Consider the following 16,224-nt stretch of genomic DNA (forward strand, 5'->3'; position numbering starts at 1 on the left):
AGGTAGTTTTTCTTGATGAAAGTCTGAAATTTGTAAAAATTTATTAATCCAAATAAATTCTATAAAGTTTTTAACTCTGCCGTTAATCTATGAAACGCTTCCTTATCTTGCTTATCTAACGCTTCATCAATTTGTTTCAAAAGGCGTTCTCTCCTAAACGAAAATACACTTTCTTCCAAAAACCTTTCTGCAAGTAAACGATCTTTTTCATTTACTTCAATATGCTTTGGTAGATATGGGTTTTCTTCTAATACAGCTACATAATTCGCATTTTGAAACGATGATTTAAAGTTGAGTTGAATATAAATATCCTCATCTCGATTTAAACGAATATCATGAAACGATTTTTCAGCATCTGTTGTCATAACATTTTGTTTAAAAAAGTGAAACGGTGTGTCTTTCACACAATTCGCTGACATCACTAAGCCACGCGGACAATATTTTGCATGCTCTACGAAGTGGACTTTATGCATCAATTGGTCGTGACTCATTAAATAATTCAGAATCCATACACATTCACGCTGTTTCAGTTGGTAATTATTCAAAAACCATTTTACAAAATCCTTCTTCTCGTTTACAGAAACAGGGGTATTCATAGCAATTAAGTCCCTCCTCTGTCTTTCTCTTTTCTTTTTAGATTCAAGAAGCGGCATTCAGTTTCCTTCCAACTTATGAAAAATCCTCTAAATTATATAACAACTCTTCAATATGAATTTGTGTCGGGTCTAGTTGTAATAACTGGGTAAATACTTCTTTCGCCTCTTTTCGTTTTCCTTCTTCCAATAAGAAATAACCGTACTCTTCTAAGAAGTCTGGATGATTCTTAAAAGAAGTATATGCACTTTCATAGTGTTTTAATGCATCCGAATACATTTCTAATTGTTTTTTTGCATACGCAAGATCCCAAAGTAGTTGTGTATCTGGTTCTCCACTATCAATAGCACGCTCTACAATTGCAATTAACTCTTCGTACTTTTCTTGTTCTTTTAAGATATATGCATATTTTAATGTTGCACCTAAATGCCCTGGATCTAACTCAAGCGCTTTTTGAAGAACTTCCTCTGCTTCTACTATTTTTCCTAATTTCGCCGCAATGTTCGCTAACTCTACATAAAATGGAACTGAAAGCTCATCTACTTTAATTCCTTCATGAAGCGTTTCATAGCTTTCTTGAAGCATTCCTTCTTTTTCATAGCTTTTCGCTAAATACATGTACAGTGATGCGTACTCAGGGTCTAATTCTTTTAATTCCTGCCAAGCACCAATTGCTCTCTGATATTCTTCACCTTGGTATAATGTGAAGGCATATCCAAATAATGAGTGAATATCTTTTTGTTCCTCTAGGCCTGCTTCATAATAAGAAATCGCTTCTTCCCAGTTTCCGATCGCGCTTAACGTTTCTGCGAGGCGAAGTGCGATCACAACACCACCCATTACTTTATGTTCCGCTAATAGCGATTCATAATAAGTAATTGCCTTTTGTTCTTCACCTTTACTACTATATAATTCTGCTAACCCAAACGTAATAACAGGTTCATCAGGCATCATTTCTTTCGCCTTTAATAGTTTTTGCTCTGCTACATCATCAAAACCTTGCATTTGGAATAAATCTGCAACAAGTAATAACGATTGAACATATAAATCGTCATTTTCTGGAATATCATGAAGCACTTCAATCGCTTCATCTTCTTTATCTAGATCAATATATAATTCTGCTAAAAATACAGTGAATTCACTTTCTTCTGGATACAGTAAACGTAAGTCTTCAGTAATTGCTAATGCCTCATCTGTAAATCCAAGTGTATGATAGTAACGAGCGATATCATACTTCTCTTCATCATTCGCAATTTTTAATTGTTCTTTTAATAATTGTAATCCTTTTTCTGCTTCACCATTTTCAATATATGAAACAGCTTGTTCAAACTTTTGCATAAACGTCTCCTTTAATTCTAAAAAATATTCTTTTCTGTTCATTTATCATAAGCAACTCACTGTTAGAACGCAACCTTTAGAATGAGCATGCTTCTTCTTATACTTCTTCCTACAGAGTAGTTAATTGTTCAAAAGGTTCGGATATGACACCGATACCTTATCATCATCTTCTATTGTACCGCTTTCTTTTATGACCGTGCAAATAACTTCTCTCACTAATTATCAAGCCATACAAACCGTGGTTTACAGAATAACTTAATTAGCAGTCTTCAACCTTTATTTTGAATGCGATAAAAAAGGCTCCTATAATAGGAGCCTTCACAATCTCTTAAGAATATGTTTCTTCTTTCTGTACTTGCTCATTTACAAGCTCTTTCAGTAACTCTATAATTTCATCATTTTCTTCCTTCAAACCGACAGTAATACGAATACCATCATCGATACCAAATGCAGCACCAGAACGAACGATATATCCTTTTTTCATTAATCGTTCGAAAGCTTCATTACCTGGTATACCGAGTTTTAAGAAAATGAAATTTGTTTGAGATGGATAATAGAATACGTTATATTCTTTACAAAATGCATAATACTGATTTAAACCTTCAGCATTCTTTTGCACACAATCTTGTAAAAAAGCTTGATCTTCTAATGCAGCGAGTGCTACAGATTGGGCTACAGTTGATGTATTGAATGGTAACCTAGCTACTTCTAGCTGTCCGATTAACTTCGCATCCCCAATCGCATATCCGATACGAAAAGCAGCTAAACCATATGCTTTTGAAAACGTGCGTAAAACCATAAGATTTTCATACTTTTCAAGAAGTGGTAATGTTTGCGGATAGTCTTCTGCTTCCGCGTATTCATAATATGCTTCGTCCATAATAACGAGAGCCGACTTAGGAACTGATTCTAAAAATGAAAGTAATTTTTGTTTCTCAACATATGTACCTGTTGGATTATTCGGATTACAAATCCATACAATTTTCGTTTTCTCATCTACTTGCTCTAGCATTGCATCTAAATCGTGAATACCATCTTTAAGTGATACTTCACGAACTTCTGCTCCTTCAATAACAGCATGGTGATGATATTGTGAAAACGTAGGATTCGCCATTACAACGTTTGTTCCTTCATGTAGTAACGCTCGGCTAATCATTTGAATGACTTCATCTAATCCACTACCAAATAGTAGTTGTTCTGCTTTTACACCTAAATGTTCCGCTATTTTTGTCCGAAGTTCAAAGGCATATCCATCTGGATAAAGGGCATATTGGCTCGCTAAAGAAGTTAATGCTTCTGTCACACGTGCTGAGCAACCGAATGGATTTTCGTTGGATGCTAATTTCACAATTTTTGATAAACCATATTCTCGTTTTACTTCTTCAATGTTTTTCCCAGGCACATACGCTCTCAAAGTTAACAATTGCTCTTTCACTCTCATTTTTCTTCCCCCAGTCATTTCATTCAATTTGATTACAATACGGTTATAGCCCCTTACTGTAATCTTTTGTCACAACCGTCACTATTACGAGAATACCTCTAAATGAGCACTTCACAGCACTTCGCTATCATTTTAAACCATATCTTTTTGAAATGCCTCTAACGCAATATGAACAGTCTCATCTGAAATAGATACGACATTCACTACCCCATATTCCTGCATAAGCACCATATGAATTGCTCCTGCATTTGCTTTCTTATCTTGTTTCATCAATTGAACGAGGCGCTCTACATTCAAATCTCCTGGCATTTTTGGATAGCCGTATTTCAAGAACCACTGCTTCATATCTTCATAAGCAAGATCAACCTTGTACACTTGCTCACTTAAAAATATGGCGAATAACATTCCAACCGCTACACCGTCACCGTGAGTAATATTTCCATACCCTAGCTCTTTTTCAAGAGCATGTCCTAACGTATGTCCAAAATTCAAATGAGCACGTACACCCTTCTCTGTTTCATCTTGTGACACAACATTTGCCTTTACAGGAATCGCCTTCGTTAATATATGGATTAACTTCTCATCATGAAGATCCGCTAATGTTTGCACTTCTTCTTTTAACCAATGGTATAGCTCCACATCACCGATAAGAGCATGCTTTATCACCTCTGCATAACCTGAACGCCACTCTTTTTCAGGAAGAGACTGTAAAAACGGTGTATGATATACAACTGCTTCTGGCTGATGGAATGCACCAATCATATTTTTACCTAACGGATGGTTAATCGCTACTTTCCCACCCACTGCGCTATCGTGCGCTAATAAAGTTGTCGGAACCTGCACAAAGCGAATACCACGCATAAACGATGCAGCAACAAAACCAGCTAAATCTCCAATCATTCCGCCTCCAAGTGCAAGAATTAAAGAATTTCTATCTAATTTATTTTCAAGAGCTGACGTATGAGCCGCATAGAAATTTTCGAAAGACTTCTCTTTTTCGCCACTTGGTACAACAAACGAAAACACGTGCTGCTCTACTTGTAATGCATCGATAACTGTCTGTAAATGTAGTGATGCAACAGCTTCATCTGAAATAATCATTACGTTAGATACCGCTGGCTGCATATTCTGAACGATCGTTGTTAAGTTTGACAACACTTCTTTACCAACATGTACATCATATTCTTTTGATTTCGTTTGAATATGTATGTTTCCCATTAAAATCCCCTCGCATATTCATTATGTTTCTCAATATTTTCACGAATTAGTTCCATACGATCTAATCCGAATTGTTCTATTAAAGCTGTCGCTAATTCCCAAGCCACAACCGCTTCTGCAACGACACTAGCTGCTGGCACTGCACAACTATCTGAACGTTCAATGCTCGCTGTAAAAGGCTCTTTCGTATCAATATCTACACTTTGAAGAGGTTTATAAAGTGTAGGTATCGGTTTCATCACACCGCGCACAACAATTGGCATTCCAGTCGTCATACCGCCTTCTAATCCACCTGCATTATTTGTTCTTCGTGTATATCCATGCTCCTCATTCCACAGAATTTCATCATGAACTTCACTTCCTGGTCTATGCGCTGCTTCAAAACCAATTCCAATCTCGACACCTTTAAAAGCATTAATACTCATAATTGCAGCTGCTAATTTCGCATCCAGTTTTCGATCATAATGCACGTAGCTACCTACTCCAATTGGCATCCCTTCCACAATTACTTCAACGATTCCACCAATTGAATCACCATTTGCTTTCGCATCATCAATCGCTTTCATCATTTGGTTACCAGCTTCGTCATCTAAGCAACGTACAGGAGATGCTTCGGTAATACTCTTTAATTCTTCAATTGAACTATACGTAATCTCCTTAGCTTGTACACCGCCAATTTCAATTACATGGCCCGCTACTTTAATACCAAGTTCTGCTAACACCTTTTTAGCAACCGCACCAGCAGCAACACGCACCGTCGTTTCGCGCGCTGACGAACGTTCCAGTACATTCCTCATATCTCTATGACCATATTTAATCGCACCATTTAAATCAGCATGCCCAGGCCTTGGTTTTGTCACTTTCCTTTTCATCTCTTTTTCTTCTTGCTCAGTTAAAGGCTCCGTCCCCATAATTTTTGTCCAGTGTGCAAAATCACGATTTTCAACAACAAGTGCAATAGGGGAACCTAATGTTTCTCCATGTCTAACACCACTTAAAATTTGCACTTGATCCGTTTCAATTTGCATGCGTCTACCGCGCCCATATCCCTTTTGCCTTCTAGCTAACTCTTCGTTTATATCATCTGCTACTAAAGACAATCCTGCCGGAACACCTTCTATAATCGTTGTAAGTTGTGGACCATGAGATTCACCAGCTGTAATATATCGCATACGTTATTCCTCTTTTCGTATATGTATTTATCTCACTATATTAACTTTTATCATTCTAAAAATATTAAAGAAATTATATCATAAATCGACCATTTTCTTATTCTATATTTCCGATAGTCCTAATTTAAATATCAACATATCATAACAGTTCAAACTTCGTAACTAACTGAAAATAAAAAAAGTGCAAGAAGAATACCCCTATTCTCCTTGCACTTTTTACTATTATCACAGTGATTAAAGCGTTTACAAATTATTTCAAAATAATTAGTAAATCCATTCATTCATTAATTTTGAGTAGTCAACTAATTCTTCTTCTTTAAAGAAAATAGCAATCTCGCGCTCTGCGCTTTCTAAAGAATCAGAACCATGGATAATATTTTTCGCAACAGTTACACCGAAATCTCCACGAATTGTTCCAGGAGCTGCTTCATGTGGTCTTGTTTTCCCCATCATGTTACGAGCTGTATCTACTACACCTTCACCTTGCCATACCATTGCGAATACAGGTCCAGATGTAATAAAGTCTACTAACTCACCAAAGAAAGGTTTTTCCTTATGCTCAGCGTAGTGTTGTCCAGCAATTTCTGGAGTGACTTGCATTAATTTTGCACCAACTAATTGAAAGCCTTTTTTCTCAAAACGAGCTACAATTTCCCCAATGAAGGCACGTTGTACACCGTCTGGTTTTACCATTAGAAATGTTTTTTCCATAAAAAATCTCTCCACTTCTGAATTATGTATGTAATTGTATATCCCCACACACATATTATCACCCTTATCACAATTGTGCAATAGTTTTGAAATAGAGAGATTATTTTATTTTTTAGAATAAACCTTAAAATTTTCGTTTTCCAATATACTTTGCAACATTTTGTAATGCGTACTTTGCTTTTCCACGTGGGAGTGGTTTTATTATTTCTAAAGCTTTATGTAAATAACGTTCACTAAACGCAAATGCTTGATCAATTGCTGTACTATTTTTTACAGCATCAATAATTTCTTGCATTTCACTTGCTGTTGAATTTTCATGTACAGATGTGATTTTCTGACGAAGTACGGGATCTTCCATCGCATATAAAGCAGGAAGTGTAATATTCCCTTGTAGTAAATCCCCACCAGCAGGTTTTCCAAGTTTCTCTTCTGTAGAAACGAAGTCTAAAATGTCATCAATAATTTGATAAGACATTCCTACAAAATACCCATACCAAAATAGACGATTTACCGTATCACGATTAGCACCAGCAGCAATCGCTCCCAATTGACAACTCGCGGCAATTAATAATGCTGTTTTTCGCTTTATTCTTCTTAAATACGTTCTTAAATTTTGGTCATAATTGTATTTATCTTTAATTTGTTCAATTTCACCTTTACAGACTTCTAAAATAGTATGTGATAACGCTTGATGTGCCTCTGGAATTTCGATATTGGTTATACATTCAAGAGACTTAGCGAACAGATAGTCCCCTGTATACATCGCAATACGATCTCCCCATTTCGCATTCACAGTCGCACTGCCGCGTCGTAAAAATGCAGCATCAATAACATCATCGTGAACAAGAGAAGCCATATGAATAAGTTCTAACGCAACAGCAACATGCTTAATCGCATCTAACTTATAATCTCCAAATTTCCCTGCAAGCAACACAAATACAGGACGAATTCGTTTCCCACCAGCTTCAATAAGCTGTAATGCTGCCTCTTCTACTAATGGCTGTTCAGAAGCGACTGTCTTTTTTAATTCTTTTTCTATCACATTAATATCCGATCGTAAAAAAGAGTACATAAGTTGTAACTTCATATTGTTCACCTTAACCTAAAACTTCTTTTTTCTATTTTGATTCTGGTTTAATTCCTAAATGCATTGCTGCTACCCCAAAAGTAAATGGTTTCACTTGCACACGTTCAAGTCCAGCTTGCTCAAACATTTGAGCCAATTCTTTCATCCCTGGGAACGTACTAGCAGATTCTTGAAGCCATGAATATTCTTTATAACTTTTCGCAAACATCTTTCCAAATAACGGCATGATATATTTAAAGTATAAAATATACCCTTGTCGAAAACCAATCATTGTTGGTTGAGATGTTTCTAAACAGATTACTTTTCCACCTGGTTTTACTACACGCGTCATTTCTTTTAATACGTGCATATAATCCGGTACGTTACGTAAACCAAACCCAATCGTCACATAATCAAACGTATTATCTTCAAACGGAAGTTCCATTGCATTCCCATGTAGAAGTTCTACTTGTTTTAATTGTAACGCCTCTACCTTTTGCTTACCAACAGATAACATATTTTCACTGAAGTCTAAGCCAACAACCTTTCCTTGCTCACCTACGGCTCCAGCTAGCGCAATTGTCCAATCTGCGGTTCCACAGCATACATCAAGCGCTTGACTGCCTGGTTGTACATCCATAATTCGCATCGTTTCTTTCCGCCACGCTTTATGTCTTTGAAAACTAATTACAGAATTCATCACATCGTATTTATCAGAAATCTTTTCAAATACGTCATGTACTCTTTCTTCTTTTGATTGTTGCATGCTCGTACCTTCTTCCAATGTAAAATTGCTTATGTCTTCTATTTATTCCTTAACACAGAATTTATTTCATTTATGTCTGTGTGATTTTCTAAAAATTGTTTTTCTTTCTTTCTCAATTCCTTCATCCAACCATTAATCACTACTTCTGCTTTATCCCCTAAAGCATCTTGCATAGCTTGAAAAACAGGTGAATGTTGCTTATCAGCATACAATTGAATTTCTTTTTGAAGGCGATTTCCACCTAATACGTATGTGATAAATGGCTTCCAATGTGATAACTGAAAATGATCACATGTTTTTTGAAGGAGCGCAGACTCAATCGTTACTATGCTTTTCATTATGTCATCCGTCGTTTCATGCGCTTTTTGGTATAACATAATTTTGTGTTCATTTATCTCTTTAATTCCTTCAGCAAGTGCACGAATTAAAACAATATCACGATTCATAGACAATAAATAATAATATAGTCCACTATAGTAATCGCCTGCAAGTACTGTTAATTGACGACATTTATGGAATTCAATCTCTTCCTCGCCTGCTTTATTTGATACCCTTTCATGCGTATCAAGCGCAATTTGTACAAGCATAATTGTTACTACGTAATGCTCAATTTGTTCTATATGTAAGTTTGCACTCTTTAAAGCACCATATAACAATGCTATCTTTTCTTCATCAATAAATGGTTCTTCAATATAGTTTATAAAATAAGGATGGCGTAATTTCTCCATCAATTTTTCTTTTATACCCGCATACCCTCCGTAGATGTCACACACAAAAAATCACCCTTGTTTTCTAATTCATAAAACTTATTATAACACATACACTCTATTTTCTATAACCAAAACTTGGCTACACCTACCATTCATGTAAGCAATCTTTCTAATCTCACTCTGTCTAGTTAAAACTATATCATTTATTTACTAAAAAAAAAAAGAAAAGCAGTTTCCCGCTTTTCTTTACTTCGTTTTAATAAACGATAAAATTTCACTGCGCGCTGCAGCATCATTTTCAAGCACACCACGCACTGCTGTCGTTACTGTTTTCGCACCTGGTTTTTTCACACCACGCATCGTCATACACATATGTTCTGCTTCTACTACTACCATTACACCATGAGGCTCTAGTACTTCCATAATAGAGTTCGCTACTGTTGATGTAATACGTTCTTGCAGTTGTGGACGACGTGCAATTGTATCTACGGTACGAGCTAATTTACTTAACCCTGTTACCTTTCCACCTTGCGGAATATATGCAACGTGAGCAACTCCATAGAATGGTACTAAATGATGCTCACACATCGAATAAAATGGTATATCTTTTACTAGTACAAGCTCTTCGTGATCTTCTCCGAATACTTTATGCAAATGCTCTTTCGGATCTTCATGCATACCTGAGAACACTTCTGCGTACATTTTTGCAACACGCTTTGGTGTATCAAGTACTCCCTCACGATTTGGGTCATCCCCAATCGCCTCTAAAATAAGGCGTACTGCATGTTCAATTTGTTCTAAATTAACTTTTGCCATCCGCTAGCCCTCCCGAAAACCTAAAAGTGATACGAACACATTCTAGCATATTTATGTTTTTAAAAGCAAAAAGAAGAGTTCCCAAAAAGGAAACTCTTCTTCCCTGTTAATATGTAAGGATTATTTAACCGCATCTTTTAACGCTTTACCAGGTTTGAATGCAGGTACTTTACTTGCAGCGATTTCAATCTCCTCACCTGTTTGTGGGTTACGACCTTTACGAGCCGCACGCTCACGAACTTCGAAGTTACCGAATCCGATCAGTTGTACTTTATCACCTTGTTTTAAAGCTTCTAAGATAGAATCAAAAACAGCGTCTACTGCTTTTGTTGCGTCCTTTTTAGAAAGGGAACTTGCTTCTGCAACAGCATTGATTAAATCTGTCTTGTTCATGCCATTCACCTCCTCCCAAAGATAAGACTGTATAATGATCATAAAATGAGTCTTACTTTCATTTGTAGGCAATTTTTGCAAATTCTATACTACAAAGATGTAGATAAATCATTATCAACGCCTATATTATACGATTCTCCTTTATAATTCAATATTTTTAAGGAAATTGTTACTCTTAAAATGTGAAAATCTGATGAAACTTGACAATTTACAACAATGTATTAGATAATGACTGTTTATTTTTCTATTTTATAATCAAAAAAAACAAAAAATCCCTCTACAATGAGAGGGATTTTTTCTTATAGTATAATCGCAATTAATCCGCCAGATCCTTCATTAATAATTCTTTCTAGCGTTTCTTTTAATTTATATCTAGCATTTTCTGGCATTAAAGATAATTTCGCCTGAATTCCTTCTCGAACAATCGAGCTAAGTGAACGTCCAAATATATCAGAATTCCAAATTGATAACGGGTCATCTTCAAAATCTTGCATTAAATAACGAACTAATTCTTCACTTTGCTTTTCAGTACCAATAATCGGCTCAAACGTTGACTCTACATCTACTTTAATCATATGAATAGATGGCGCTACCGCTTTTAACTTCACACCAAACCTTGAACCGTGACGAATAATTTCTGGCTCATCTAAGCTCATATCCGCTAATGCAGGTGCTGCTACACCATATCCTGTTTGCTTAACCATACGCAGTGCATCCGCCACTTGATCGTACTCTATTTTCGCATGAGATAAATCGAGCATAAGCTTTAACAAATGATCTTTCCCTCGAATTTCTACTCCTACTACTTCTTTTAAAATCTGATCATATAATTCATCTGGCGCATATAAATCAATCTCCGCCACACCTTGCCCCATATCAATGCCAGCTAGGCTCGCTCGATCAATAAATTCATATTGACTAAACTGCCAAACAACGCGATCCACATCACGAAGACGTTTTATATCCTTCACAGTTTCTTGAACTGCTTCTTGATAACTTTGACGCAACCAATGCCCTTCATTTAGCACCATTACCCAACTCGGAAGGTTCACATTCACTTCTAATACAGGGAATTCAAATAGCGCTTCACGAAGTACATTATATACATCTGTTTCTCTTAAACTCTCCACACTCATTGCAATAACCGGGATATCATATTCTTCTGATAAACTTTGGCGTAATTGCTCTGTATCTGGATGATACGGCTGTACCGTATTAATTATCATAATGAAAGGTTTTCCTACTTCTTTCAACTCATTTACAACGCGTTCTTCTGCCTCTATATAATCTCTTCTTGGAATTTCACCAATTGTTCCATCTGTTGTAATTACAACACCAATTGTTGAATGTTCTTGAATTACTTTACGCGTGCCGATTTCTGCAGCTTCATGGAATGGAATAGGTTCTTCATACCAAGGGGTATTAATCATACGCGGGCCATTCTCATCTTCATAGCCCTTCGCTCCAGGAACCGTATATCCAACACAATCTACTAATCGAATATTCACTTCAAGTCCTTCATCTACTTCGATAGAAACCGCTTGGTTTGGAACAAACTTCGGTTCCGTCGTCATAATTGTACGACCAGCAGCACTTTGAGGCAATTCATCCTGCGCTCTTTGACGGTCAGACTCATTCTCAATATTTGGAATAACTACAAGTTCCATAAATTTTTTAATGAATGTTGATTTCCCTGTTCGAACAGCTCCTACAACTCCAAAATAAATATCACCGCCTGTTCGTTCTGCAATATCTTTAAAAATATCTACCTTTTCCAAGTGATTCCCTCCCTCAAAATTTTTGGGAATAATTCCGCGTTTATAGTCAACTAATACCTTCTCTAACGTTGCCTATAATATCTGATATAATATAATGGTATTCTAGAAGTTCGGACAATATATCATATAATTTTGTCCAATTTCATATGACTATTAAAAAATATCTTTTGTTTGCATCGTAAGTTGTATAACATAAAAAACCTTTCTTCTAGAACTTATTCACTAAAAGAAAGGTTCATGACTTATCATTTTAAAAAAATTGGTTCTCCGTCCTTTACTGTGTACGGTAAAGAATAAGCTGGTACAAACGGGGAACCTTTCGAAAGTATATTTCGAATATCTTCTCCCTCTGTAAACTGCCCTTCATTTTTTTTCAAAGCGTCATATAGGTCGATTCTATAATCAACAAAAACTTCTCCTTTTTCATTAATTACAAAAGGAAGTCCTTTACCAGAATATGGACTTGTCACTTGTGGCACATCTTTATATCCTAGTTTTTTGAAATCCAATTCATATACACCATCTGAAATTACTTTTTTAAAAGGTGGATATTGATGTTCATCACGATACATCCTAAGCTTTAAAGATAGTTCCTGAATTTGTTCAGCCATCCTAACATCAATTAACTTTACTGTCGGATTTGTTTCAACGTCTATTAATACGTATTGATATACTCCTCCACTTTCATACGCATTCCCTGGCGCTTCTTGTATGTAACGCGGGGCAATCTGTTGAAAATCGATTGGATACTTTTGATAAATAGGTGTACTCATATCCCTCGTCTTAATTGGCAATATCCCATCATTTTTCTCCTTAAATGTCACAACAGCTTTTTGAACAACCTGTAGCTGATCTTCATAAGGAACCGCATTTTGCTTCATATTTTCTTTCGGATACAGACACCCCGTTAAAAGGCTCATACAACAAAATATTAAAATAATATGGAATTTTTTCACTAGCATCACCTTTTCATACTAATCTAATTTGCTCCGTATGTAGTATTTTCGAGACCATTCCATTTACTGCTGTACAGGTCCACTAAATACAACAAGAAAAATAACAATTCCTGACACAATCATAAGGGTGTACGCTACTAACGCTGTAATCCCTTTCAAAAATTTATTCTTTATTCTATGTCTACTTAATAAAATAAAACTTACTGCAAAAAACATAAATCCAATTGCCCCTAAAGCCAGCCACATTTTCATAAGCCCTTCTGACATATACACACCCCTTTTTATTAATCTATTTTTATACTATTTTAACAAATTAAAATCTTTAAACAAATACAAAAAGAACATTTTACTACAAATCGCGAGTATGTAACTTTAATCAATAGGTTTTCCAGCATTTCTCACCAATCTAGGCAAAAATAAAACCGAAGCGATTGTATCTCTCGCTTCGGTTGACCAAATATGCCCAAAAACAGCTCTATTCCCATTCTTTCATGGCTATCATATGCAATCTCCAAACTCTTTGTTTCTCATAATTTATTTTTTAAACATTTTGCTTAACGAACCAAAATCTGTTGGCATATTATTATTAATAATCGCTTTTACAATTTGATCCTCTTGCTCTTTCGGCACTTCACGTCCCGCCATAAGAGCCACTTGATGAATTAATTGACGAAGTACAGTTTCATCACGTAAATTCGCATTTTGCACGGATGATGCTAATTTAAAAATATCCTCTTTATTTACTTTCGCTTCCTTCTCAATATTATTAAAAATATTATTATCCATTCTTTTCACCCTCTCCTCAAGTTACTCTTCATCCTATGCAAAAATGAAAAAATGGTGAAAAGACCCAAAAAATAAAAAAGCGACAGAAGTACAAATGTACTTCTGTCGCTTTTCTTTACAGTAAATCAGGTATAGCTTCCACTTCATGTTTTCGAACACGTCCCATCAATGAGCCTACTGCATCTTTTACGTTATTCCCATTGAACAGCACGTCATATAAAGCAGCTGTAATCGGCATTTCAACTTCCATTTTCTCTGCCAATTCATGAGCAGCTTTCGTTGTTCTTACACCTTCCACAACCATACCCATGCTTTCTAACACTTCTTCTAAAGAGTGTCCTTTTCCAAGCATATTTCCAGCGCGCCAATTTCGGCTATGAACACTTGTACAAGTTACAATTAAGTCTCCCATACCAGTTAGACCAGCAAACGTTAACGGATTCCCGCCCATTTTTCTTCCTAAACGAGCAATCTCTGTTAAACCCCGTGTCATCAATGCCGCCTTTGCATTATCACCTAATCCAAGACCATCAGTTATACCAGCAGCTAATGCGATAATATTTTTTAACGCACCACCAAGTTCAACTCCAACGATATCTGGATTTGTGTATACACGAAAATAACTATTCATAAATAAATCTTGTACTTCCTCAGCCGCTTCCATACGCTTTGCTGCAGACGTAACTGTTGTCGCTTGTCGTAAACCGACTTCTTCAGCATGACTCGGTCCAGACAGTACAACAACATCTTTAATTAAGTGCTCTGGAATTTCTTCCTCAATCACTTCCGAAATACGTTTTGACGTACCAGGTTCAATTCCTTTGCTCGCATGAATCCAAGTAATTGGTTCAGTAACAATTTCTTTCATCTCTTGTAATACATCTCTGTACGCTTTCGTTGGTACTACTAGCAGTACTGTATTTACATCTACTAATGCTTCTTCTAAAGAAGAGTAGGCTACGATTGTGCTTGGCAATGTAATGCCTGGGAGATATCGACTATTCTCATGTTTCGTATTAATTTCATCCATAAGTTCTGGGCGATTTCCCCAAATACGTACATCATGTCCATTGTCAGCTAATACCATCGCTAACGCTGTTCCCCAGCTACCTGCTCCTACTACTGTGATTTTTGTCATAAAATCACATCCTCTCCATTAGTCTCTTGCTCTAGCGATAATGTGAATCGGCGTTCCTACGAAGCCAAATGATTCACGTAAGCGATTCTTTAAGAAACGCTCATATGAGAAGTGCAATAATTCTGGATCGTTTACAAACACAACAAATGTCGGTGGTTTTACCGCAACTTGTGTTGCATAGAAAATTTTCAGACGGCTACCATTATGAGTTGGCGTCGGATTCATCGCTACCGCATCCATAATTACATCGTTTAATACGTTCGTTTGAATACGGATACTATGACTTTCATTTACCTCATCGATAACCGGTATTAATGTTTGTGTACGTTTTCTCGTTTTTGCAGATAAGAAAACAATTGGTGCGTATTCTAAGAATTGGAAATGAGCACGGATATTTTCTTCAAATGCTTTCATTGTTTTTTCGTCTTTTTTCACTGCATCCCATTTATTTACAACGATAACAACAGCTCGCCCTGAATCATGAGCATATCCAGCGATTTTTTTATCTTGCTCAATAATTCCTTCTTCACCATCTAAAACGACTAAAACAACGTCAGAACGTTCAATCGCTCTTAGCGCACGAAGTACACTATATTTTTCTGTACTTTCATACACTTTTCCTTTTTTACGCATACCAGCTGTATCAATAATTACATAATCTTTTCCATCTTTACTATATGGTGTATCGACAGCATCACGAGTTGTTCCTGCTACATTACTAACAATTACACGCTCTTGACCAAGAAGAGCATTTACAAGTGATGATTTCCCTACGTTTGGACGTCCAATTAAAGAGAAACGAATTGTGTCTTCATCATATCCGTCTTCTTCAATCTTTGGAAAATGTTGTGCAGCTTCGTCTAGTAAGTCACCTAACCCTAATCCGTGTGTACCTGAAATTGGGAATGGTTCGCCAAATCCTAATGCATAAAAGTCATAAATGTCACTGCGCATTTCCGGATTGTCCACTTTATTTACTGCAAGTACAACCGGTTTATTTGAACGATATAAAATTTTTGCAACTTCTTCATCAGCTGCTGTTACACCGTCACGACCGTTTGTCATAAAAATGATAACATCCGCTTCATCAATTGCTACTTCAGCTTGTTGACGAATTTGTGTCAAAAACGGCTCGTCTCCAATATCAATTCCGCCCGTATCAATAATATTAAATTCATGATTTAACCATTCTCCAGCGCTATAAATACGATCGCGCGTTACACCTGGAATATCTTCTACGATTGAAACTCTTTCTCCAACAATTCTATTGAAAATAGTAGATTTCCCTACGTTCGGGCGACCTACTATCGCTATTACTGGTTTCGGCATATACTTTCATCC

General features: G+C 36.3%; 17 protein-coding genes. All 17 read right to left on the bottom strand.

Annotated features, from left to right (window positions below; genetic code table 11):
* Nucleotides 1-59: 59 nt before the first annotated feature.
* Nucleotides 60-596 carry a ReoY family proteolytic degradation factor gene (locus ACUN13_RS07855; protein WP_001095925.1) on the bottom strand — a complete coding sequence of 179 codons (537 nt, stop codon included), beginning with the start codon at nucleotides 594-596 and terminating at the stop codon, nucleotides 60-62.
* Nucleotides 597-669: 73 nt separating this feature from the next.
* Nucleotides 670-1,932, bottom strand: coding sequence for a tetratricopeptide repeat protein (locus ACUN13_RS07860; RefSeq protein ID WP_001168671.1), 1,263 nt, complete (start codon nucleotides 1,930-1,932; stop codon nucleotides 670-672).
* 328 nt (nucleotides 1,933-2,260) lie between these two features.
* Nucleotides 2,261-3,373 carry a histidinol-phosphate transaminase gene (hisC, locus tag ACUN13_RS07865; protein WP_001264019.1) on the bottom strand — a complete coding sequence of 371 codons (1,113 nt, stop codon included), beginning with the start codon at nucleotides 3,371-3,373 and terminating at the stop codon, nucleotides 2,261-2,263.
* 132 nt (nucleotides 3,374-3,505) lie between these two features.
* Nucleotides 3,506-4,591 (bottom strand): 3-dehydroquinate synthase, encoded by a 1,086-nt coding sequence (gene aroB, locus ACUN13_RS07870; protein ID WP_000526819.1) that lies wholly within the window; start codon nucleotides 4,589-4,591, stop codon nucleotides 3,506-3,508.
* Nucleotides 4,591-5,763 (bottom strand): chorismate synthase, encoded by a 1,173-nt coding sequence (gene aroC / locus ACUN13_RS07875; RefSeq protein ID WP_445423745.1) that lies wholly within the window; start codon nucleotides 5,761-5,763, stop codon nucleotides 4,591-4,593. Before aroC ends, aroB begins: the two co-directional genes overlap by 1 nt.
* Nucleotides 5,764-6,027: 264 nt before the next feature.
* A complete protein-coding gene (gene ndk, locus ACUN13_RS07880; protein ID WP_000415883.1) occupies nucleotides 6,028-6,474 on the bottom strand; it encodes a nucleoside-diphosphate kinase in 447 nt (148 codons plus the stop codon).
* A gap of 124 nt (nucleotides 6,475-6,598) precedes the next feature.
* The gene (hepT, locus tag ACUN13_RS07885) at nucleotides 6,599-7,561 is read right to left on the bottom strand and encodes a heptaprenyl diphosphate synthase component II (protein WP_000776077.1); all 963 of its coding nucleotides are present in this window, start codon (nucleotides 7,559-7,561) and stop codon (nucleotides 6,599-6,601) included.
* A 31-nt stretch (nucleotides 7,562-7,592) separates the two neighbouring features.
* Complete coding sequence (menG, locus tag ACUN13_RS07890) at nucleotides 7,593-8,306, bottom strand: 2-heptaprenyl-1,4-naphthoquinone methyltransferase (protein WP_001187674.1); 714 nt, start codon at nucleotides 8,304-8,306, stop codon at nucleotides 7,593-7,595.
* A gap of 38 nt (nucleotides 8,307-8,344) precedes the next feature.
* A complete protein-coding gene (locus ACUN13_RS07895) occupies nucleotides 8,345-9,079 on the bottom strand; it encodes a heptaprenyl diphosphate synthase component 1 (protein ID WP_000332847.1) in 735 nt (244 codons plus the stop codon).
* A gap of 183 nt (nucleotides 9,080-9,262) precedes the next feature.
* Entirely contained in the window at nucleotides 9,263-9,832 is a 570-nt protein-coding gene (gene folE / locus ACUN13_RS07900; RefSeq protein WP_001151482.1) for a GTP cyclohydrolase I FolE, read from the bottom strand.
* Nucleotides 9,833-9,952: 120 nt separating this feature from the next.
* Nucleotides 9,953-10,225 (bottom strand): HU family DNA-binding protein, encoded by a 273-nt coding sequence (locus tag ACUN13_RS07905; protein ID WP_001043860.1) that lies wholly within the window; start codon nucleotides 10,223-10,225, stop codon nucleotides 9,953-9,955.
* A gap of 299 nt (nucleotides 10,226-10,524) precedes the next feature.
* Nucleotides 10,525-12,003 carry a stage IV sporulation protein A gene (spoIVA, locus tag ACUN13_RS07910; RefSeq protein ID WP_000416519.1) on the bottom strand — a complete coding sequence of 493 codons (1,479 nt, stop codon included), beginning with the start codon at nucleotides 12,001-12,003 and terminating at the stop codon, nucleotides 10,525-10,527.
* Between the two features lie 245 nt (nucleotides 12,004-12,248).
* The gene (locus ACUN13_RS07915) at nucleotides 12,249-12,959 is read right to left on the bottom strand and encodes a hypothetical protein (protein WP_445423746.1); all 711 of its coding nucleotides are present in this window, start codon (nucleotides 12,957-12,959) and stop codon (nucleotides 12,249-12,251) included.
* A gap of 63 nt (nucleotides 12,960-13,022) precedes the next feature.
* Nucleotides 13,023-13,226 (bottom strand): DUF2768 domain-containing protein, encoded by a 204-nt coding sequence (locus ACUN13_RS07920; RefSeq protein WP_001289008.1) that lies wholly within the window; start codon nucleotides 13,224-13,226, stop codon nucleotides 13,023-13,025.
* Nucleotides 13,227-13,493: 267 nt separating this feature from the next.
* Nucleotides 13,494-13,745, bottom strand: a complete 252-nt coding sequence (locus ACUN13_RS07925) for a stage VI sporulation protein F (protein WP_000369754.1) — start codon at nucleotides 13,743-13,745, stop codon at nucleotides 13,494-13,496.
* 115 nt (nucleotides 13,746-13,860) lie between these two features.
* Nucleotides 13,861-14,883 carry an NAD(P)H-dependent glycerol-3-phosphate dehydrogenase gene (locus ACUN13_RS07930; RefSeq protein ID WP_000161763.1) on the bottom strand — a complete coding sequence of 341 codons (1,023 nt, stop codon included), beginning with the start codon at nucleotides 14,881-14,883 and terminating at the stop codon, nucleotides 13,861-13,863.
* An 18-nt stretch (nucleotides 14,884-14,901) separates the two neighbouring features.
* Nucleotides 14,902-16,212, bottom strand: a complete 1,311-nt coding sequence (der, locus tag ACUN13_RS07935; RefSeq protein ID WP_001125893.1) for a ribosome biogenesis GTPase Der — start codon at nucleotides 16,210-16,212, stop codon at nucleotides 14,902-14,904.
* Nucleotides 16,213-16,224 lie beyond the last annotated feature (12 nt).

Source organism: Bacillus cereus group sp. Bce041, from assembly GCF_052646455.1.